The sequence below is a fragment of the Kitasatospora sp. NPDC091257 genome (assembly GCF_044757675.1).
In the GTDB taxonomy this organism is placed as follows: Bacteria; Actinomycetota; Actinomycetes; order Streptomycetales; family Streptomycetaceae; genus Kitasatospora; species Kitasatospora lactacystinica.
In genome coordinates, this window is sequence record NZ_JBIVVI010000024.1 from 1 (window position 1) to 18599 (window position 18599).

The window sequence follows — 18599 nt, forward strand, 5'->3', positions numbered from 1 at the left end:
GGGGTGATCGACCCGGTGGTCCATGCTACCGAGCAGAGCACGTTCCGCGACGCCCTGATTCCCGTCCGCGACCGGTATCACCCGATCGGGGGGATTCGTCACCACACGAATTGGGCAAACCGGGCCGCAGGCCTCAGCGCACCGACTCCCACCAACGCCCGTCCAGCCGCCCCTCGGCCACGATCACCGCCGGCCCGGTCATCTCCACCCGGCCGTCCGGGTGCTCGGTGATGACCAGTCGCCCGCCCAGCACGTCCACGGTGTACGCGACCGACTCGCCGGTGACCGCCGGGTCGGCGCCGTCCCGGCGGATGGCCGCCACCGCCACCGCGCAGGCGCCGGTGCCGCAGGAGCGGGTCTCGCCCGAGCCGCGCTCGTGCACCCGCATCGCGACGTGCCGCGGCCCGCGGTCCACCACGAACTCGACGTTGACGCCCTCCGGGTAGGCGCTCGCGGGGCTGGTGAGCGGCGCGGCGAACAGGTCGCCGGCGTGGTCCAGGCTCTCCACGAAGGCCACCGCGTGCGGGTTGCCCATGTTGACGTTCAGGGCCGGCCAGCGCCGCTCGCCGACCGCGACCTCGATGCCGTCCGGCCCGGGCAGCCGGGCCCGGCCCATGTCGATGGTGACGTCGCCGGGCGTGCCGTCCTCGGCGGCCTCGGCGACCTTCGCGGTGAGCACCCCGGAGCGGGTGGCGACGGCCAGCTCGCCCGGCTCGGCCAGGCCGGCCTCGACCAGGAAGCGGGCGAAGACCCGCAGGCCGTTGCCGCACATCTCGGCGACGCTGCCGTCCGAGTTGCGGTAGTCCATGAACCACTCGGCCCGGTCGGCCATCGCCGCGGCCGCCGGGTCGGCGGCGGCACGCACCACGCGCAGCAGCCCGTCCCCGCCGAGGCCGGCCCGCCGGTCGCACAGCGCGGCGACGGTCTCGGGACCGATCTCCAGCGCACCGTCCGGGTCCGGGACGATGACGAAGTCGTTCTGGGTGCCGTGCCCCTTGAAGAAGGGGATGCCGCCCTGCTGGGAAGAGGATGCGCTCACCCCTCCGATGGTACTGAGCGGCGACCCGCCCGCTCGGGGCGGGAGCCTCCCGGAGCGGGAGGCGCCCGGGGCGGAGGTGCTCCGGGCGGGCGGCGCTCAGCGCAGGTAGGCGACCCGCCAGACCGCGAGCGCGCAGGCGGCCAGCGCGATCAGGGTGTAGACCACGATCGCCTTCCAGCCGGCCCGCTGCCCGGAGCCCCGCCGCGGCAGTCCCGGCCACGTGTAGCCGGCGTGCCGGGCGGCCATCGCGCCCCAGCCCATCGAGGCGGCGGTGAACAGCAGCCCGAGCATCCCGACCATGGTGGCGCGCGCCCCGGCCGAGCCGAAGGCGAGCGGGAAGGCGAACATCAGCGAGCCGAGGGTGCCCAGCAGGGCGATCGGCAGCGTCTGCCACCAGCGCAGCCGGCGCAGCGGACGGATCTCCCGTTCGTGCACCGCGGCGTCGGGCGGCGTGCGGGTGTCCAGGGCGGGCACCGCGGCCGCGTAGGAGGTCGGTGCCTCCAGTCCGGTCAGCACGGGGAGGTCACCCATCGTCGACTCGTCGAACTCCTCGGCCGGCGCGGTGACACTTCCGCCCTGGCCGGATTCGGGGCCGGTACCCGTCGACACACGGCCTCCCCTGACAGTTCGACACGAGCGGACTCGCGGCCGGGCACGGTCGGCCCGTTCGGCCGACCCCTACGGCATCGATGATGGCATGTCCAGAGAGGCGTTCCGGGCCTGACCGGGGTCGACGGGTGATCCGTGGCCATCACGTGATCGGGCCGTGACCGCCGGTTCGTCCTGCACGGTCGCCTGCGCGCGCAGGTGCACCGCCGGATTGGCCAAAAACCCGTCCTGTACGGCCGGAACCGCCTGACGGCCGATCAGTTCGAGGGATCGTTCCAGCAGCTCGACGGGGTCGGTTCCGGCCGGCCGGGAGAGCCATTCGATGCGGTCGTCGCGGCGGAACCAGGACTCCTGACGCCGGGCGAAGCGCTTGGTCGCCCGGACGGTCTCGGCCCGGGCCTCGTCCTCGGTGCACTCCCCGGCGAAGTGGTCGAGCACCTGCTGGTAGCCGAGCGCCCGGGAGGCGGTCCTGCCCTCGCGCAGCCCGGCCCTCTCCAGCTCCCGCACCTCGTCCAGCAGCCCGTCCTCCCACATCCGGTCGACCCGCAGCGCGATCCGCTCGTCCAGCTCCGGGCGCGGCACGGCGACGCCGATCTGCACCGCCTCGTACACGGCGGTGTTGCTCGGCAGGTTGGCGGTGAACGGCTGCCCGGTGATCTCGATGACCTCCAGGGCGCGGACGATCCGCCGGCCGTTGCTGACGAGGATCGCCTCGGCGGCCGCCGGGTCCAGCTCGGCCAGCCGCCCGTGCAGCGCGTACGGGCCGACCAGCTCCAGCTCGGCCTCCAGCCGGGCCCGCACCTCCGGGTCGGTGCCCGGGAACTCCATCTCGTCGATCGCCGCCCGGACGTACAGCCCGGAGCCGCCGACCAGGACGGGCGTGCGGCCGGCGGCGAGCAGCCGGTCGATCTCGGCCCGGGCCAGCCGCTGGTACTCGGCGACGCTGGCGGCCTCGGTGACGTCCCAGACGTCCAGCAGGTGGTGCGGCACTCCCCCGCGCTCGGCCGTGGTGAGCTTGGCGGTGCCGATGTCCATGCCCCGGTACAGCTGCATCGAGTCGGTGTTGATCACCTCGCCGTCGAGGCTGCGGGCGATGGCGACGGCCAGGTCGGACTTGCCGGCGGCGGTCGCGCCGACGACGCAGACCACACGGGGAGGGGCGACATGCGGGGTACGGGAGCTGCTCACCGTTCCAGTCTCCCAAAACCGCCGGGCCACCGGGGACCGGGCTGCCACCCGCCCGCGACTGCGCGACGATATGACTGTTTCCCGGACATTTTCCGGCCGTTTCCCCGGTTGGGCCCGGTTTGCGAACGCTTTGCCCGGCCCGCTCGTTGTGCGGGGAACAGCGGATGAAGGAGATCGTCATGGGCCTGATGGACAACCTCAAGGGCAAGGCCGAGGAGCTCAAGGGCAAGGCCGGCGAGTTCGCAAACAAGCACAGCGACCAGATCGAGAAGGCCGTGGACAAGGCCGGCGGGGCCATCGACAAGGCGACCAAGGGCAAGTACAGCGACAAGATCGAGCACGGCGCCGAGAAGGCCAAGGACGCGGTCGGCGACTTCGCCCAGAAGCCGAAGCCGGGCGACGAGGGGCAGCCCCCGCGGTCCTGACCCCGCGGTCCCGGTCCTGGCCGGTCCGGCGGCCCCGACCGGGAGCCCCGACGGCCGGGAGTCCCGGTCCGGCGGCCCCGGCCGGCTAGGACCAGGACGCCACGAAGTACCCGACCCCGTACGGCGCCTCCTGGTAACCCAGCCGCCCGGTGAGGCCGGCGCCCTCCGCGGCGCCGGCCAGCACCTGCCAGGGCGCCCGGCCGTCGGCCTTGAGCTCGGCGGCCAGCCCCGGGTCCAGCGCGGCCAGGGCGGGCAGGTCGGCCGTGCCCAGGGCGGCGGCCAGGGCGGTGTCGAAGCCCTCGGCCCGCTCGTCCAGGTAGCCGGGCGCCTTGACCGAGCGGCAGGCGCTGCCGTCGCCGAGCACCAGCAGGGCGACCCGCTCGGCGAGGCCGGCCAGGCCCTGGCCGAGGCCGAGCATCCGGTCGGCGGGGGCGTCGGCGGGCACCGCGCAGGCGTGCGTCGGCAGGGTCACCCCGGCGCGCTCCAGCAGCCAGGCGCCGACGGTCAGCGAGGGGGCCAGCTCCGGCCCCTCGACCCGGTCGCCGGGCAGCTTGGCGACCAGCGGCACCCCGTAGCGGCGGAAGGAGCCGGCTCCGCCCTCGGTCCAGACCTCGGCCGTCGGCCCGGTGCCGACCACCACGACCAGCTGCGGCCCGGCCGCGACCAGCGCCGCCAGCGCCTCGTCGCAGGCCGTGCGCAGGGCGTCCAGCTCGGGCGCGGCCCCGGCGGCGACCTCGGGGACGAGCAGCGGCGGACAGGGGCACACGGCGGCGGCTACCAGCATGTGGATCACTCTAGCCAAGAAGCCGGGCGGCCCGGCCGGAGCCGAAGCTCCCGCCGGGCCGCCCGGAACACGTGCGGGTCAGTCAGTCGCCGCAGCAGGCCCCGCCCGTCGGCGCGGCCAGCGGCAGCTCGGCCGGGGCGCCGATCTTCGGCAGGCCGAGCATCACTCCGGCCGGCTTGGCGGCGGGCGCGGCCCGGCGCTTCTCCCAGGCGTCGCCGGCGCGGGTGCGGCGCACCGCGAGCGCCGGGCCCTCGGCGAGCAGGTGGTGCGGGGCGGCGTAGGTGATCTCGACGGTCACCACGTCGCCCGGGCGCACCGGCTCGTCCGGCTTCGTGAAGTGCACCAGCCGGTTGTCGGGGGCGCGTCCGGAGAGCCGCCGGGTCTGATCGTCCTTCTTGCCCTCGCCCTCGGCGACCAGGATGTCCAGGGTGCGGCCGACCTGCTTCTTGTTCTCCTCCCAGGAGATCTCCTCCTGGAGGGCGATCAGCCGGTCGTAGCGGGCCTGGACGACCTCCTTCGGCACCTGGTCCGCCATGTCCGCGGCGGGGGTGCCGGGGCGCTTGGAGTACTGGAAGGTGAAGGCGTTGGTGAAGCGGGCCTCGCGGACGGTGTGCATCGTCTCCTCGAAGTCCTCCTCGGTCTCGCCGGGGAAGCCCACGATGATGTCGGTGGAGATGGCCGCGTCCGGCATCGCCTCGCGGACCTTGCGGATGATCCCGAGGAAACGGTCCTGCCGGTACGAGCGGCGCATCGCCTTGAGGACGCGGTCCGAGCCGGACTGCAGCGGCATGTGCAGCTGGTGCATCACGCTCGGGGTCTCGGCCATCGCGGCGATCACGTCGTCGGTGAAGTCGCGGGGGTGCGGCGAGGTGAAGCGGATCCGCTCCAGGCCCTCGATCTGCCCGGCGGCGCGCAGCAGCTTGGAGAAGGCCTCGCGGTCGCCCAGGTCGGAGCCGTAGGCGTTGACGTTCTGGCCGAGCAGGGTCACCTCGATGACGCCCTCGTCCACCAGCGCCTCGATCTCGGCGAGGACGTCGCCGGGGCGGCGGTCCTCCTCCTTGCCGCGCAGCGCGGGGACGATGCAGAAGGTGCAGGTGTTGTTGCAGCCGACCGAGATGGCGACCCAGGCGGCGTACGCGGACTCGCGGCGGGTCGGCAGGGTGGAGGGGAACGTCTCCAGCGACTCCAGGATCTCGACCTGGGCCCTGCGCTCGACCGCGGCCCGCTCCAGCAGCGCCGGCAGGTGGCCGATGTTGTGGGTGCCGAAGACCACGTCGACCCAGGGGGCTCGCTTGACGATGCTCTCGCGGTCCTTCTGGGCCAGGCAGCCGCCGACGGCGATCTGCATGCCCTTGTGACGGGTCTTGACCGGCGCGAGCTGGCCGAGGTTGCCGTACAGCTTGTTGTCGGCGTTCTCGCGCACCGCGCAGGTGTTGAACACCACCAGGTCCGGGTCGCCCTCGGGCCCGGCCTTGACGTACCCCGCGTCCTCCAGCAGGCCGGACAGCCGCTCGGAGTCGTGGACGTTCATCTGACAGCCGTGCGTGACGACCTTGTAGCTCTTCAATCCGCTCTCACCGCTCACCAGACCAGGGTACGGGCAGCGGCGAAGGGCTTTTCCCTGAGCTTCCACCACCCGTTCCACTCCCGTTCGGCCGGAGCGCCTGGCAGTATCCCTGCATGACCCCCACCACTGCGTCCCGTCTCGGCGCCGCCGTCCGCACCGCGGCCCGGAGCCCGCTGTGGCGCACGGTGCTGGTGGTGGTACTGCTGGTGGCCGGGTTCGGCGGCTGGTGGCTGTCGGCGGGCCGCTCGCCCGGGTACCCGCGCGGCGAGGTCCGCTTCGCCACCGGGGTGCAGCGCGGCGTCTACGACCGGTACGGGCAGCTGCTCCAGGCCCACGTCTCCCGGGCCATGCCCGGAGTGCGGCTGGCCCTGGACAACTCCGAGGGCTCGATCGACAACCTCACCCGGGTGATCAGAGGCCGGGACGCCTTCGCGATAGCCACCGCCGACGCGGTCGCCGACTACCAGGGCCAGGGCAAGGAGAAGCTGCGGGCCATCGCCCGGCTGTACGACGACTACCTGCAGCTGATCGTCCCGGCCTCCTCCCCGGTGCGCCGCACCGCCGACCTCAAGGGCCTGCGGGTCGGCGTCGGCCTGCCGCAGTCCGGGGTGAACCTGGTGACCAAGCGGCTGCTGGGCGCGGCCGGCCTGGACCCGGACCACGACATCGTCCCGGTGCCGAAGGGGATCGGCGAGGCCGCCGACGACCTGCGCGCGGGCAGGCTGGACGCCTTCTTCTGGTCCGGCGGCCTGCCCACCAGCGCGCTCACCGACCTCTCCGACCACTTCCCGATCCGTGTCGTGCCGCTGAGCGACCTCGCCGAGGCCCTGCACAAGGCCGAGGGCGGCGGCACCGACGCCTACCGGGCGGCCACCATGCCCAAGGGGACGTACCCGAACGCCGAGCCCAAGGAGGCCGTCGCCACGGTGGCCGTGCCCAACCTGCTGATCACCCTGGACGACGCGGACCCGCGCCTGGTCGAGGGGATGACCCGCGCGGTGATCGACAGCCGGGACCAGATCGGCGCCCAGGTGCACGCGGCCCAGCTGGTCGACCTGCGCACCGCCGTCTACACCGACCCGCTCCCGCTGCACACCGGCGCGGCCCGCTACTACCGCTCGGTGAAGCCGTAGGGCGTAGGGCCTGCCCCGGCGGCTACTTCTCCGGCCGGGGCACCGCGAGCGTCACCGCGAGCCCGGTCGGCCTGACCGGCGCGAAGCCGAGCGTGCCGCCGCCGGCCGCCAGCAGTGTGCGGGCGATGGACAGCCCGAGCCCCGAACCGTCCACGTTCTGGTGCCGCGTGCTGCGCCAGAACCGGTCCCCGGCCCGGGACAGCTCGTCCTCGGTGAGGCCGGGTCCGGCGTCGGTGACGGTCACCGCGACCTCGTCCCGGCGCACCGCCACCCGCAGCCGCACCTCGCTGCCGGCCGGGCTGAACTTGAGCGCGTTGTCCACCACGGCGTCCAGCGCCGAGCCGAAGCCGATCGGGTCGGCCATCCCGATCGCCAGCGCCGGGCCGTCCCAGCGCAGCCCGATCCCGCGCTGCTCGGCCACCGGCCGCCAGGCGTCCACCCGGGACAGGGTGAGCTCGGCGAGGTCGGTGCGCTCCGGTTCGGGGCGGGCGTGCTCGGCGGTGGCCAGGCCGAGCAGGTCGTCCAGCACCCGGGCCAGCCGGGCGCCCTCCTCCCGTACGCCGCTGAGCTCCTCCTCGTGGCCCTCGGGCAGTTCCAGGCCGAGCAGCTCGACCCGCAGCAGCAGCGCCGACAGCGGGTTGCGCAGCTGGTGGGAGGCGTCCGCGACGAACGCCTTCTGCTGGTCCATGGCGAGCACCACGTGGTCCGCCATCTCGTTGAACGAGCGGGCCAGCCGCTGGAGTTCGGGCGGTCCGCCGCCCGGGGCGACCCGGGCGGCCATCCGGCCGGTGGCGATGTCGTGGGTGGCCCGGTCCAGGGTGCGCACCGGGCGCAGCACCCACTCGGTGAGCCGGACGGCGAGCAGCACGGCGACGATCATCGCGGCGGCCTCGCCCGCGCCGATCACCAGCCACTTGTGCACCACCCGGGTGCGCAGCGCCTCGGCCGGGGATTCGCTGAGCACCACCGCGACCACGTCGCCGTCGCGCACCACGGGGGCGGCGACGGTGATCGTCCGGTCCGGCGTCCACGGCCAGACCTGCGGCGGGTTGTGGCTGCGCCGCCCGTCCAGTGCCTCCTGGAAGGCCTGGGCGCCCCAGCCCCCGGAGGGCACCCGCCAGTCGTCCGGGGCGACGGCGAGCGGAACGCCGTCGCGCTGGAAGATGCCCAGGCGCACGCCGTACAGGTCGTGGTAGCGGCGGACCTCGGCCTCGATCGCGCGCTGCCGGCTGCCGTCGCCCGGGGCGGGTTCCGGGTCGCCCTTGCGGGCGGAGTCGGCGGCGCCGGAGGTGGGCAGGTCCTGGGCGAGGCGGGCGGCGTCGTCGAGCCGGTCGACGACCACCTTGGTCTGTTCGGCCGCCGCGACCGCCGCCGCGAGCGGCAGCCCCAGGGCGGCCAGGACGCAGAGCATGAGGGCGATCAGGATGCCGAGCAGGCGGGTGCGCACGTGCGGTCAGTGCTCCGCGGGGGCGCTCGGGGCCGGTTCGGCCGCGGCGGGCGTCGGGCAGTCGGGGATCAGCCGGTAGCCGACCCCGCGCACGGCCTCGACCAGGCCGGGCAGCGCCAGCTTGTTGCGCAGCGAGCCGATGTGCACCTCCAGGGTGCGCCCGTTGCCCTCCCAGCCGCTGCGCCAGACCTCGCTGAAGATCTGCTCGCGCCGGTAGACGACGCCGGGGCTCTGCGCGAGCAGCGCGAGCAGGTCGAACTCCTTGCGGGTGAGCGGCACGTCGCGGCCGTCCACGCTGACCCGGCGGCGCTCCCGGTCGATCCGGATGCCGCGGGACTCCAGCGGGCCGCGCTGCTGCGGCACGGTGTCGGGCGCGGGCACCGCCACCGCGGCGGGGGCGGCGCCGCGGCGGGCCACGGCGTGGATGCGGGCGAGCAGCTCGCCCATGTCGTACGGCTTGGTGACGTAGTCGTCGGCGCCCAGGTTGAGGCCGTGGATCCGGGAGCGGACGTCGGCGCGGGCGGTGACCATGATCACCGGCACGCCGCTGCCGGCCCTGATCCGGCTGCACACCTCGAAGCCGTCGCGGTCGGGCAGTCCGAGGTCGAGCAGCACCACGCGGTACGGCTCGTTGCCGTCCGGCACCAGGGCGTCCAGCGCCTCGTGCCCGCTGCGGGCATGCCGGACCTGGAAGCCGTGCCGGCCCAGCACCGCGACCAGCGCGGCGGCCACGCGTTCGTCGTCCTCGACGAGCAGCAGTCGCATCCTGTCCTCCTCCTTCCCCCACGTGATCACCGATGATCACCGGGCCGATCGTTCAGGTCCCGGTCCTGCGCAGTATGGGCCAGTGAACGGCCCGGCGCCAGGTTCGACCGCGCACCGGGCCCGGGGGGAACGGGGAGCACCGGAGCGGATTCCCGCTGTGACATGCCCCGTCGGCGCCCGCGCGAACAGCGTGCGAGCGCCGTGTGGCCGTTTCGTGATCCTCAAGTTCCGCTCAGATCGGCTGACGGCGCGCGGTCATGGCTCCTAAGGTCGGCCCACCGGGGGCCGCGGCTCCGCCGGCCTCGGCCCCCGGATCCGTACCACCATTGCTTGTCAAGGGAGTTGAGACTTCTCGGACAGGCGTGATTCGACGACAGAGGGAGCAGGCGCGATGACCGAGAGCCCGGTCGAGGACTCCACCCCCGCAGCCGCCCCACTGGTCGTGCTGAGCAACGTCAACAAGCACTACGGCGCGCTGCACGTCCTGCAGGACATCGACCTCCGGATCGCCCAGGGCGAGGTGGTCGTGCTGATCGGCCCGTCCGGCTCGGGCAAGTCGACGCTCTGCCGGACGATCAACCGGCTGGAGACGATCGACTCCGGCGCGATCACGATCGACGGCCGGCCGCTGCCCGACGAGGGCAAGGAACTGGCCCGGCTGCGCGCCGAGGTCGGCATGGTGTTCCAGAGCTTCAACCTGTTCGCGCACAAGACCGTGCTGGAGAACGTGGTCATCGGCCAGGTGAAGGTGCGCAAGGTGCCCCGCCCGCAGGCCGAGAAGACCGCCCGGGAGCTGCTGGAGCGGGTCGGCGTCGGCGCGCAGGCGGACAAGTTCCCGGCCCAGCTCTCCGGCGGCCAGCAGCAGCGCGTGGCGATCGCCCGCGCGCTGGCGATGAAGCCCAAGGTGATGCTCTTCGACGAGCCCACCTCGGCGCTGGACCCGGAGATGGTCAACGAGGTGCTGGAGGTCATGCGCCAGCTCGCCGCGGACGGCATGACGATGGTCGTGGTCACCCACGAGATGGGCTTCGCCCGCTCCGCCGCCAACCGGGTCCTGTTCATGGCCGACGGGAAGATCGTCGAGCAGAACACCCCGGACGCCTTCTTCACCGCGCCGCGCTCCGAGCGCGCCAAGGACTTCCTCTCGAAGATCCTCCACCACTGACGCTTCGAGACCGGCGGGACCGCCCCCGGCCGCAGTGCCGGCCGGCCCCGCCCGTGCACGCCTTCCAGACGCCAGAGCCCGGTTGACACCGCGGCCCAGCCCCAGGAGAACCCTCATGAGGACGTCCCGCACCCTCGCCGTCGCGCTCTGTGCCGTCGCGCTCACCGCCACCGCCGCCTGCGGCAAGGACGGCACCCCCGGCGCCACCGCCGCGAGCAGCGGCGCCGGCGCCCCGAAGCTGCCGAGCTACACGGTCAAGACCGACGTCAAGGTGGACTCCGCGGTCCTCGCCGAGGCCAAGAAGCGTGGCCAGCTGATCATCGGCGCCAAGGCCGACCAGCCGAACCTCGGCTGGGAGGACGTCGCCAGCGGCGACCGCAGCGGCTTCGACATCGAGATCGCCAAGATGATCGCCGCCGACCTCGGCTTCACCCCGCAGCAGATCAAGTGGCAGACCCTGGTCTCCTCGCAGCGCGAGCCGGCCATCGCCAAGGGCCAGATCGACTTCTACGTCGGCACCTACAGCATCAACGACGAGCGCAAGAAGAGCGTCTCCTTCGCCGGCCCGTACTACATCGCCGGCCAGGACCTGCTGGTGAAGGCCGACAACACCACGATCACCGGCCCGGAGAGCACCGGCGGCAAGAACGTCTGCACCGCCACCGGCTCGACCTCGATCAAGAACATCCAGCAGTACAACCCGAAGGTCACCCAGTTCGACACCTACTCGGCCTGCGTCGAGAAGCTGCTGTCCGGCGAGGTCGACGCGGTCACCACCGACGACGCGATCCTCAAGGGCTACGCCTCCAAGTACAGCCCCAAGCTCAAGGTGGTCGGCAAGCCGTTCACCAAGGAGAACTACGGCGTCGGCCTCAACAAGGACGACAAGGCGCTGCGCGACGCGATCAGCGACGCCCTCAAGGCCCACGAGGACAACGGCGACTGGAAGAAGGCCTACGACGCGACCCTGGGCGCCTCCGGCTCCCCGGCGCCGGACGTCCCGGCCCTCGAGCGCTACTGATCCGCCCGCCGTACGTCGACTCCCGACCATGAACTGAGAGGAGGGCCGCCGGATGGGGTTCCTGTTCGAGGACGACAACTTCGCGTTGTTCCGCGACGGCTTCCTACAGACGATCGAGGTGAGCGCGCTCAGCGCTCTTCTCGCCCTGCTGCTGGGCACCCTGCTGGCGGCCTTCCGGGTCTCCCCGGTGCCGGTCCTGCGCGCCTTCGGCACCGCCTGGGTGACGCTCTTCCGCAACACCCCGCTGACGCTGCTGTTCTTCGCCGTCACCTTCGGCCTGCCGCCGCTGGGCGTGCACTTCAGCCACCTGGCGTTCGCGGTGCTGGCGCTCGGCGGGTACACCGCCTCGTTCGTCTGCGAGGTCATCCGCTCCGGCATCAACACCGTGCCGCTGGGCCAGGCGGAGGCCGCCCGCAGCCTGGGCATGACCTTCGGCCAGACCCTCACCCTGGTCGTCCTGCCGCAGGCCGCCCGGACCGTCCTGGGCCCGATGAGCAGCGTGTTCATCGCCCTGCCCAGGAACTCGGCGATCGCCGGCGCGTTCAGCGTCCCCGAGCTGTACAGCGCCCAGCAGACCTTCTCCGAGCGCGGCTACTCGATCTTCGCCATCTTCTTCTGGGTGGCCTGCGCCTACCTGCTGATCAGCGCCACGGTCGCCACCTTCTTCCGCTTCCTGGAATCCCGACTGGCGGTGGCCCGATGAGCATTCTGAACCGTCAGGCGTCGGCGAGTGTCCTCTACGACACCCCCGGCCCGAAGGCCCGTACCCGGTACCGCATGTTCGGCGTCCTCTCGGTGCTCGGCATCGCCGGTCTCCTCTGGTACGTCTTCAACGCGCTGAACGACAACGGCCAGTTCGACGCCGGCCTCTGGGACGCCTTCCAGTACACCTTCGTCCAGCAGCAGATCGTGGACGGCCTGCTGTCCACCCTGGAGGCCTTCGGGCTCGCGGCAGCCTTCTCGCTCACTCTGGGCGCGCTGCTGGCGGCCGGTCAGCTCTCCGACCACCGGCCGGTCCGCTGGTTCTGCACGGCCTTCACCCAGTTCTTCCGGGCGATGCCGCTGCTGATCCTGATCGTCGGGCTCTACTACGCCTTCTTCGCCCAGCAGCCGATGTGGGCGCTGGTGCTCGGTCTCACCCTCTACAACGGGGCGGTCCAGGCCGAGATCATCCGCAGCGGCGTCAACGCCGTCCCGCGCGGCCAGGGCGAGGCGGCGTACGGGCTCGGCATGCGCAAGACCCAGGTGATGATGTCGATCCTGGTGCCGCAGGCCGTCCGCTCGATGCTGCCCTCGATGATCGGCCAGCTGGTCGTCACCCTCAAGGACACCTCGCTCGGCTTCGTCATCACCTACAGCGAACTGTTGTTCATGGGCAAGAAGATCGCCAGCCAGCCGATCAACGCCGCGGGCTTCCCCTACATCCCCGTGGTGCTCGTGATCGGCCCGATCTACATCGTGATGTGCCTTCTGTTGACCGCGCTCGCACGCTGGATCGAAGCACGCGGCCGTCGCGGCGCGAACCGGCGCACTTCAGCTTCTGCTTGACGGACACGCAGGTGAACTGTTGCATTGCTCTTCGTGACACCTCCCGGGAGCATCCACGCGGCATATGCGGCAGCGGTAACTGACGCCGGCCGATCGGCCGGTTCGCGCCCGGAGGTTCCCTCATGGACCCGGTGATCGTGGTCGGGGCCGGACCGGTCGGTCTGGCCCTGGCCCTCGCCCTGGCCCGGCACGAGGTACCCACCATCGTCCTGGACGAGGGCTCCGGACTCTGTCCCGAGGGCCCGCGCAGCCTCGTGCTCGGCGCCGACACCGCCGCCTTCCTGACCCGGATCGGCTACCCGCGGGCCGCCTCGGACTCCGCGCTGTGGGACTCCTTCGCCGTCTGGCGCCGCCGCCAGGAGGTGCTGCGGATCGACCTCACCGATTCGCCCACCTACCACCTGCCCCAGCACCGCCTCCAGCGCGGGCTGCGCGACGCCCTCACCGGCACCCCGCTGATCAAGCTGGTCCCGCTCAACCGGGTCGTCGAACTCGAACAGGACCGGGACGGCGTCAGCATCCGCACCATGGGCACCCAGGACGGCTCCACCACCTGGTGGCGCGGCAGCCACCTGGTCGGCTGCGACGGCGCCAGATCCACCGTCCGCAAGCTCCTGAAGATCCGTTTCCCCGGCCGCCCGGCGGTCGACCGCAACGCCATCGCCACCGTCCGGGTCGACCTGCCCTTCGACGGCGCCCGCTTGCACCGCGAGCCCCCGTGGCGGGGCGACCGCGAGGCCTCCGCCCGTCCGCTGCCGGACGGCGTCTGGCGGCTCGACTGGCGACTGCCCCCCGGCCGGCCCGCCGCCACCGAGACGGTCGACCCGCACGCCACCTGGCCCGGCATCGTCACCGGCGACACCCTGCTCACCCGGGTCACCTCCACCCTCACCGGCTGGTGCGGCGAGCTGCCCCGCTTCGAACTGCTGGCCGCCGCCGACCACACCGCCCAGCAGCGACTCGCCGCCCGCTTCCGGATCGGCCGCTGCTTCCTGGCCGGCGACGCCGCCCACCTGCACGGCGCGCTCGGCATGCAGAACCTCCCGGACGGGCTGCGCGACGCCGACAACCTCGCCTGGCGGCTGGCCCTCGCCTGGCACCTCCACTCCGGCGGCCCGCAGCCCGGCGGATCGCTGCTGGACGGCTACGAGGCCGAGCGGCGCGGTGCGGTCGGCGCCCGGCTGCGCGCGGTCGACCAGTCCATGCCGCTGCTGCGCCCGCTGCGCGGCTGGCAGCAGACCCGGCGCTCGCTGCTGGTCGGCGGCTTCCGCAAGCACGCCCCGCTGCTCGCCGACGGCCAGCTCGGCACCGGCCGGTTCGGCGGCGCGCCCGCCTACCCGGCGGCGCCCTCCGGCGTCCCCGGCCGGGTCCCGGTGCAGCGCGGCGCGCGCGGCACCACCTCGCTCAGCGAGCTGCTGCCCGCCACCGCCCCCGGGGTGCTCGTCCCGGACCTTCCGGTGCTCGCCGACGACGGCACCCCCGACCACCTGCACGCCCGGCTCGGCACCACCTTCCTGCTGCTGCTGGTCGCCCCCGGCACCGCCGTCTGGTCCTCCGAGCACTGGCTCGGCGCCGGCCTGATGCCCCGCCTCGCCGAGGTCGCCGCCGCGCTGCCCGTCCCCGCCGAGGTGCTGGTCACCGAGGACTACCCGGGCGCCGGCCCGCACACCGTCCTGCTGATCCGCCCGGACGGCCACCTCGTCGGCGTCACCCAGGGCGCCGTCGCCGAGGACCTCCTCGCCCTCGCCGACCGCGCCCGCGGCGGCCCGGCCACGCTCACCCCGGCCCCCGACCCGGCCGAGCAACCCGCGCCCCGCGAGGTGGACTCCCCGAGCCAGGGCGTGTCCTGACGGGTCCTGGCGGGTCCTGGCGGGACGGCCCGGCCGGTCCTGGCAGGTCTAGGCAGGTCTGGCAGGTCTCCTGGCGGGCCGTCCTAGCCGGCCACCGCCGTGGCCCGGCTCTCGCGGACCACCGTCACCCGGATCCGGCCCGGGTAGGTCAGCTCGGTCGAGAACTGGCGGGCGACCTCACGGGCGATCAGCTCCGCGCCCAGGTCGTCCACCGCGTCCGGGCGGACCATCACCCGGACCTCGCGGCCGGCCTGCATCGCGTACACCTCGGCCACGCCCTGGTGCGAGCGCGCGATCTCCTCCAGCCGCGCCAGCCGCCGCACGTACAGCTCCAGCGACTCCTTGCGCGCGCCTGGCCGACCGCCCGAGCAGCCGTCCGCGGCCTGGGTCAGCACGGCCGTCACCGTCCGGGGATCGACCTCGTTGTGGTGGGCGGCGATCGCGTGCACCACCTCGGGGGATTCGCCGTACCGCCGGGCGAGCTCCGCGCCCACCGCCGCGTGGCTGCCCTCCGACTCATGGGTGAGCGCCTTGCCGATGTCGTGCAGCAGCGCCGCGCGCCGCACCGGCTCCGGGTCCACCCCGAGCTCGGCGGCCATCATCCCGGCCAGGTGCGCGGACTCCAGCAGGTGCCCGAGCACGTTCTGCCCGTACGACGCCCGGTAGCGCAACGAGCCCAGGGTGCGGACGAGTTCGGGGTGCATCGCGCCGACCCGGGCGTCCAGCAGGGCGTCCTCGCCGGCCCGGACGCAGCGCTGCCCGACCTCCTCGCGGCTGCGCTCGTGCAGGTGCTCGATCCGGGTCGGGTGGATCCGGCCGTCCTCGACCAGCTGCTCCAGGGTGAGCCGAGCGGTCTCCCGGCGGACCGGGTCGAAGCAGGACAGCTGCACCGACTCGGGGGTGTCGTCGACGATCAGGTTCACGCCGGTGACCGCCTCGAAGGCCCGGATGTTGCGGCCCTCCCGACCGATGATCCGGCCCTTGATGTCCTCGTTGGGCAACGGCAGGACGGTCACGGCGCTCTCCATCGTCTGCTCCGTCGCCAGCCGCTGGATCGCCCCGGCGACGATGTCCCGGGCCCGACGCTCGCCCTCCTCCTTGGCCTCGCGCTCGATCTCCCGGACGGTGACCGCGGCCTCCCGCCGGACCGACTCCTCGGCCTCCCGCAGGAGTTCGGCGCGGGCCTGCTCGGCGGAGAGCCCGGCGGCCCGCTCCAGCGCCGCCACCCGGCAGGCGACCAGCGCCTCGGACTCGCTCCGGGACCGCTCCAACTCGGCCGAGCGCTCCGCCAGTTCGTCCTCGCGGCGGCGCAGCCTGCGCAGCTCCTCGGCCATGTCCTGCTCGCGCCGGGCGAGTTCGGCCCGCTGCCCGGCGCTCTGCTCCTCGGCCCGCCGACGGGCCTGCTCGGCCTCGGCCAGCGCGCTGTGCCGGCCGCCCGGAGCCGCCTGATCACCAGTCCGGCGGCCACCGCGAACACCAGCAGCAGGAACGCGGCCGATCCGGCGACCGCCACCAGCGAGCCGCCCGGGCCGGTGCCCGCCGAGATCCCCATGTGCCGCCCACTCCCCCGTCGCCGCGCGGGCCGCCGTACGGAGGCGCCCCGGGAACTGATGGCGAGGCTAGGTGGGGGTCATGAAAGGGTCAAGGGTTGACCTGGTTCACTCCAGGACGCCTACAGAACTGCCACTACTCCCGACCCGACAGTTCACTCCGCTCCTCCTCCAGCGCGCTGCGCACCACCCGGAACGCCAGTCCCTCGGAGTAGCCGCGCCGGGCCAGCATCCCGACCAGCCGCCGGGTGCGCACCTGTGCGTCCAGCCCTCGGGTGGAGCGCAGCCTGCGCTCCACCAGCGCCCGGGCCGCGTCCGTCTCGTCGTCGTGGTCGACCTGGGCGACGGCCTGCTCGACCAGGTCGGCGGCGACGCCCTTGGTGCGCAGCTCCTGGGTCAGCGCCCGCCGGGACAGGCCCCGGACGGCGTGCCGGGACTCCACCCAGGCCGCGGCGAAGGCCGCGTCGTCGATCAGCCCGACCTCTTCGAGCCGGGTGAGCACCTCGTCGGCGACCTCGTCCGGGATCTCCCGCTTGCGCAGGGCGTCGGCGAGCTGCTTGCGGGTCTTGGCGGCGCCGGTCAGCAGCCGCAGGCAGATGTCCCGCGCGCGGGTCTCCGGATCGACCGACTCCTCGGCCTGCTTCCGGGAGGCACGGCCGGTGCCCTCCTCCCCGGACGGCCCGGCCGCGGAACGGCCCCGACGGGCGCCGCGACGGGAGGCCGAGGCGGCCGCACCCCCGTGACCGGCCGCCTCGCCTCCGCCCCGGCCGCTCTCCACGGCCGCCGGTGCCGAAGCGGGCCCCGCCGCTTCGAGTTCCTCGGCCTCCCGGGCCGAGCGCCGTCGTCGGCGGCCGGTGGGCAGCTCGGAGGCGGAGACCAGGCCGAGCGCCTCGACCGATGCTTCCGCCGGCTCCGGCCCGGGCGCCGCGCCGCGCACCGCCCGGTCCGGAGCCAGGTCGAACTCCGGCTCGGGGCCGGATGCCCACTGCGTGGTGGAGCGGCGGTCGCGCTGGGAGGGCCTCCGCCCGGGCCTCTCGGCCGCCGGCTCCGGTTCCTCCGCGACCGCGGCGAACCAGTCCGGCGGGCCGTAGTCGTCGTCCTCCGGGCCCGCCGGGCCGCCGCCCACCGTGTCGTACTGCGTCAACGGATCAGGCCTTGGCCGCCGCCGTCTTCTTCGCCGCGGCCGTCTTGGTGGCGGTCGCGGTGATCGGCTTGGCGGCGCCGTCGGCGGCGGGAGCAGCAGCGGCGGCGTCGGCCCCGCTCTCGGCCGGCTCCTCCACCTTCGGGCCGATGCCGAGCTTGCCCTTGATCTTCCGCTCGATCTCGTCGGCGAGCTGCGGGTTGTCCCGCAGGAAGTTGCGGGCGTTCTCCTTGCCCTGGCCGAGCTGGTCGCCCTCGTAGGTGTACCAGGCGCCCGACTTGCGGATGAAGCCGTGCTCCACGCCCATGTCGATCAGGCCGCCCTCGCGGCTGATGCCCACGCCGTAGAGGATGTCGAACTCGGCCTGCTTGAACGGCGCGGCGACCTTGTTCTTGACCACCTTGACGCGGGTGCGGTTGCCGACCGCCTCGGTGCCGTCCTTCAGGGTCTCGATCCGGCGGATGTCGAGGCGGACCGAGGCGTAGAACTTCAGCGCCCGGCCACCCGTCGTGGTCTCCGGCGAACCGAACATCACGCCGATCTTCTCGCGCAGCTGGTTGATGAAGATCGCGGTGGTGTTCGACTGGTTCAGCGCACCGGCGATCTTGCGCAGCGCCTGGCTCATCAGTCGGGCCTGCAGACCGACGTGCGAGTCGCCCATCTCGCCCTCGATCTCGGCGCGCGGCACGAGCGCCGCGACCGAGTCGATGATCACCAGGTCGATCGCGCCGGAGCGGATCAGCATGTCGGTGATCTCCAGCGCCTGCTCACCGGTGTCCGGCTGGCTGACCAGCAGGGCGTCGGTGTCCACGCCGAGCTTCTTGGCGTACTCCGGGTCGAGCGCGTGCTCCGCGTCGACGAACGCGACCGTGCCGCCGGCCTTCTGGGCGTTGGCGGCCAGGTGCAGGGTCAGGGTGGTCTTGCCGGAGGACTCGGGGCCGTAGATCTCGACCACCCGGCCGCGCGGGATGCCGCCGACCCCGAGGGCGACGTCCAGGGCGGTGGACCCGGTGGAGATCACCTCGACCGGCTCGTTGGCCTTCTCGCCGAGGCGCATCACCGAGCCCTTGCCGAACTGCCGCTCGATCTGGGCGAGAGCGGTCTCCAGGGCCTTCTCGCGGTCCGTACCTGCCATGGCTTTTTCCCTCGGGTTCTGTGCTGTGCGCTTCATCGTCCTCGACGCTAGCGCGTCCCACTGACAAACGGGCTCGATCGGGCTCGGCCTGTGGAAAACTCCTCGCCGGAGAGTACAAAGAACATCTGTTCGATTCAAGCGTCGCACGTCCGGGCCGTGCCGCCCCCGGGGTGACGCGCCGGAGCGGGCGGAGCCGCTGCGCCGGATCACCCTGCTGAGTGTCGCCAACCTG

The 18599-nt window shown here is 73.3% G+C and carries 16 protein-coding genes and 1 pseudogene; 7 read left to right on the forward strand and 10 right to left on the reverse strand.

From position 1 onward, the window contains the following. Window positions 1-133 precede the first annotated feature (133 nt). From dapF to miaA, 3 genes and pseudogenes are all read right to left on the reverse strand, one after another. Window positions 134-1039, reverse strand: a complete 906-nt coding sequence (gene dapF / locus ACIQOV_RS02200) for a diaminopimelate epimerase (protein ID WP_401043895.1) — start codon at window positions 1037-1039, stop codon at window positions 134-136. Window positions 1040-1135: 96 nt separating this feature from the next. Beyond that, complete coding sequence (locus ACIQOV_RS02205) at window positions 1136-1648, reverse strand: hypothetical protein (RefSeq protein ID WP_401043898.1); 513 nt, start codon at window positions 1646-1648, stop codon at window positions 1136-1138. A gap of 249 nt (window positions 1649-1897) precedes the next feature. Beyond that, window positions 1898-2836: pseudogene (miaA, locus tag ACIQOV_RS02210) on the reverse strand (tRNA (adenosine(37)-N6)-dimethylallyltransferase MiaA); the annotation flags it as partial. Between the two features lie 164 nt (window positions 2837-3000). Between miaA and ACIQOV_RS02215 the strand changes: the two are divergent. Further along, complete coding sequence (locus tag ACIQOV_RS02215; protein ID WP_401043901.1) at window positions 3001-3261, forward strand: antitoxin; 261 nt, start codon at window positions 3001-3003, stop codon at window positions 3259-3261. 85 nt (window positions 3262-3346) lie between these two features. Here the strand turns inward: ACIQOV_RS02215 and ACIQOV_RS02220 are convergent, their stop codons facing one another. Both ACIQOV_RS02220 and miaB read right to left on the reverse strand, forming a co-directional pair. After that, window positions 3347-4045, reverse strand: a complete 699-nt coding sequence (locus ACIQOV_RS02220) for a class III extradiol dioxygenase subunit B-like domain-containing protein (protein WP_401043903.1) — start codon at window positions 4043-4045, stop codon at window positions 3347-3349. 82 nt (window positions 4046-4127) lie between these two features. Continuing rightward, window positions 4128-5630, reverse strand: coding sequence for a tRNA (N6-isopentenyl adenosine(37)-C2)-methylthiotransferase MiaB (gene miaB, locus ACIQOV_RS02225; RefSeq protein ID WP_401043906.1), 1503 nt, complete (start codon window positions 5628-5630; stop codon window positions 4128-4130). A 95-nt stretch (window positions 5631-5725) separates the two neighbouring features. Between miaB and ACIQOV_RS02230 the strand changes: the two genes are divergently transcribed. Then, a complete protein-coding gene (locus ACIQOV_RS02230) occupies window positions 5726-6745 on the forward strand; it encodes a TAXI family TRAP transporter solute-binding subunit (RefSeq protein WP_401043909.1) in 1020 nt (339 codons plus the stop codon). A gap of 22 nt (window positions 6746-6767) precedes the next feature. On the opposite strand, the gene ACIQOV_RS02235 is transcribed toward ACIQOV_RS02230, so the two are convergent. Both ACIQOV_RS02235 and ACIQOV_RS02240 read right to left on the reverse strand, forming a co-directional pair. Further along, window positions 6768-8192 carry a sensor histidine kinase gene (locus tag ACIQOV_RS02235; protein WP_401043911.1) on the reverse strand — a complete coding sequence of 475 codons (1425 nt, stop codon included), beginning with the start codon at window positions 8190-8192 and terminating at the stop codon, window positions 6768-6770. Between the two features lie 6 nt (window positions 8193-8198). Further along, the gene (locus ACIQOV_RS02240; RefSeq protein WP_380540185.1) at window positions 8199-8957 is read right to left on the reverse strand and encodes a response regulator transcription factor; all 759 of its coding nucleotides are present in this window, start codon (window positions 8955-8957) and stop codon (window positions 8199-8201) included. Between the two features lie 391 nt (window positions 8958-9348). On the opposite strand from ACIQOV_RS02240, the gene ACIQOV_RS02245 reads away from it, so the two are divergent. The 5 genes from ACIQOV_RS02245 (at window position 9349) to ACIQOV_RS02265 (ending at window position 14541) form a co-directional block, all read left to right on the forward strand. Then, complete coding sequence (locus tag ACIQOV_RS02245; RefSeq protein ID WP_359907100.1) at window positions 9349-10122, forward strand: amino acid ABC transporter ATP-binding protein; 774 nt, start codon at window positions 9349-9351, stop codon at window positions 10120-10122. Between the two features lie 115 nt (window positions 10123-10237). Then, window positions 10238-11143 (forward strand): glutamate ABC transporter substrate-binding protein, encoded by a 906-nt coding sequence (locus ACIQOV_RS02250; RefSeq protein WP_359907103.1) that lies wholly within the window; start codon window positions 10238-10240, stop codon window positions 11141-11143. A gap of 52 nt (window positions 11144-11195) precedes the next feature. Then, window positions 11196-11846, forward strand: a complete 651-nt coding sequence (locus ACIQOV_RS02255; protein WP_359907105.1) for an amino acid ABC transporter permease — start codon at window positions 11196-11198, stop codon at window positions 11844-11846. Next, entirely contained in the window at window positions 11843-12691 is an 849-nt protein-coding gene (locus ACIQOV_RS02260) for an amino acid ABC transporter permease (RefSeq protein WP_401043918.1), read from the forward strand. Before ACIQOV_RS02255 ends, ACIQOV_RS02260 begins: the two co-directional genes overlap by 4 nt. Before the next feature lie 122 nt (window positions 12692-12813). Further along, complete coding sequence (locus tag ACIQOV_RS02265; RefSeq protein WP_401043921.1) at window positions 12814-14541, forward strand: FAD-dependent monooxygenase; 1728 nt, start codon at window positions 12814-12816, stop codon at window positions 14539-14541. Window positions 14542-14624: 83 nt separating this feature from the next. Here ACIQOV_RS02265 and rny read toward each other — a convergent pair whose 3' ends face one another. The 3 genes from rny to recA form a co-directional block, all read right to left on the reverse strand. Further along, window positions 14625-16040, reverse strand: coding sequence for a ribonuclease Y (rny, locus tag ACIQOV_RS02270; protein WP_401043930.1), 1416 nt, complete (start codon window positions 16038-16040; stop codon window positions 14625-14627). Window positions 16041-16227: 187 nt separating this feature from the next. Continuing rightward, window positions 16228-17235, reverse strand: a complete 1008-nt coding sequence (locus ACIQOV_RS02275; RefSeq protein WP_401043924.1) for a regulatory protein RecX — start codon at window positions 17233-17235, stop codon at window positions 16228-16230. 4 nt (window positions 17236-17239) lie between these two features. After that, on the reverse strand, window positions 17240-18367 hold the full coding sequence (gene recA, locus ACIQOV_RS02280; protein WP_401043927.1) for a recombinase RecA: 1128 nt from the start codon (window positions 18365-18367) through the stop codon (window positions 17240-17242). Window positions 18368-18599 lie beyond the last annotated feature (232 nt).

What these genes read in the sequence shown, in the direction of transcription:
- ACIQOV_RS02215 (WP_401043901.1), top strand. Translation starts at nt 3,001, where the DNA reads ATGAAGGAGATCGTCATGGGCCTGATGGACAACCTCAAGGGCAAGGCC.
- ACIQOV_RS02220 (WP_401043903.1), bottom strand. Translation starts at nt 4,045, where the DNA reads ATGCTGGTAGCCGCCGCCGTGTGCCCCTGTCCGCCGCTGCTCGTCCCC.
- ACIQOV_RS02230 (WP_401043909.1), top strand. Translation starts at nt 5,726, where the DNA reads ATGACCCCCACCACTGCGTCCCGTCTCGGCGCCGCCGTCCGCACCGCG.
- ACIQOV_RS02240 (WP_380540185.1), bottom strand. Translation starts at nt 8,957, where the DNA reads ATGCGACTGCTGCTCGTCGAGGACGACGAACGCGTGGCCGCCGCGCTG.
- ACIQOV_RS02245 (WP_359907100.1), top strand. Translation starts at nt 9,349, where the DNA reads ATGACCGAGAGCCCGGTCGAGGACTCCACCCCCGCAGCCGCCCCACTG.
- ACIQOV_RS02250 (WP_359907103.1), top strand. Translation starts at nt 10,238, where the DNA reads ATGAGGACGTCCCGCACCCTCGCCGTCGCGCTCTGTGCCGTCGCGCTC.
- ACIQOV_RS02255 (WP_359907105.1), top strand. Translation starts at nt 11,196, where the DNA reads ATGGGGTTCCTGTTCGAGGACGACAACTTCGCGTTGTTCCGCGACGGC.
- ACIQOV_RS02260 (WP_401043918.1), top strand. Translation starts at nt 11,843, where the DNA reads ATGAGCATTCTGAACCGTCAGGCGTCGGCGAGTGTCCTCTACGACACC.
- ACIQOV_RS02265 (WP_401043921.1), top strand. Translation starts at nt 12,814, where the DNA reads ATGGACCCGGTGATCGTGGTCGGGGCCGGACCGGTCGGTCTGGCCCTG.
- recA (WP_401043927.1), bottom strand. Translation starts at nt 18,367, where the DNA reads ATGGCAGGTACGGACCGCGAGAAGGCCCTGGAGACCGCTCTCGCCCAG.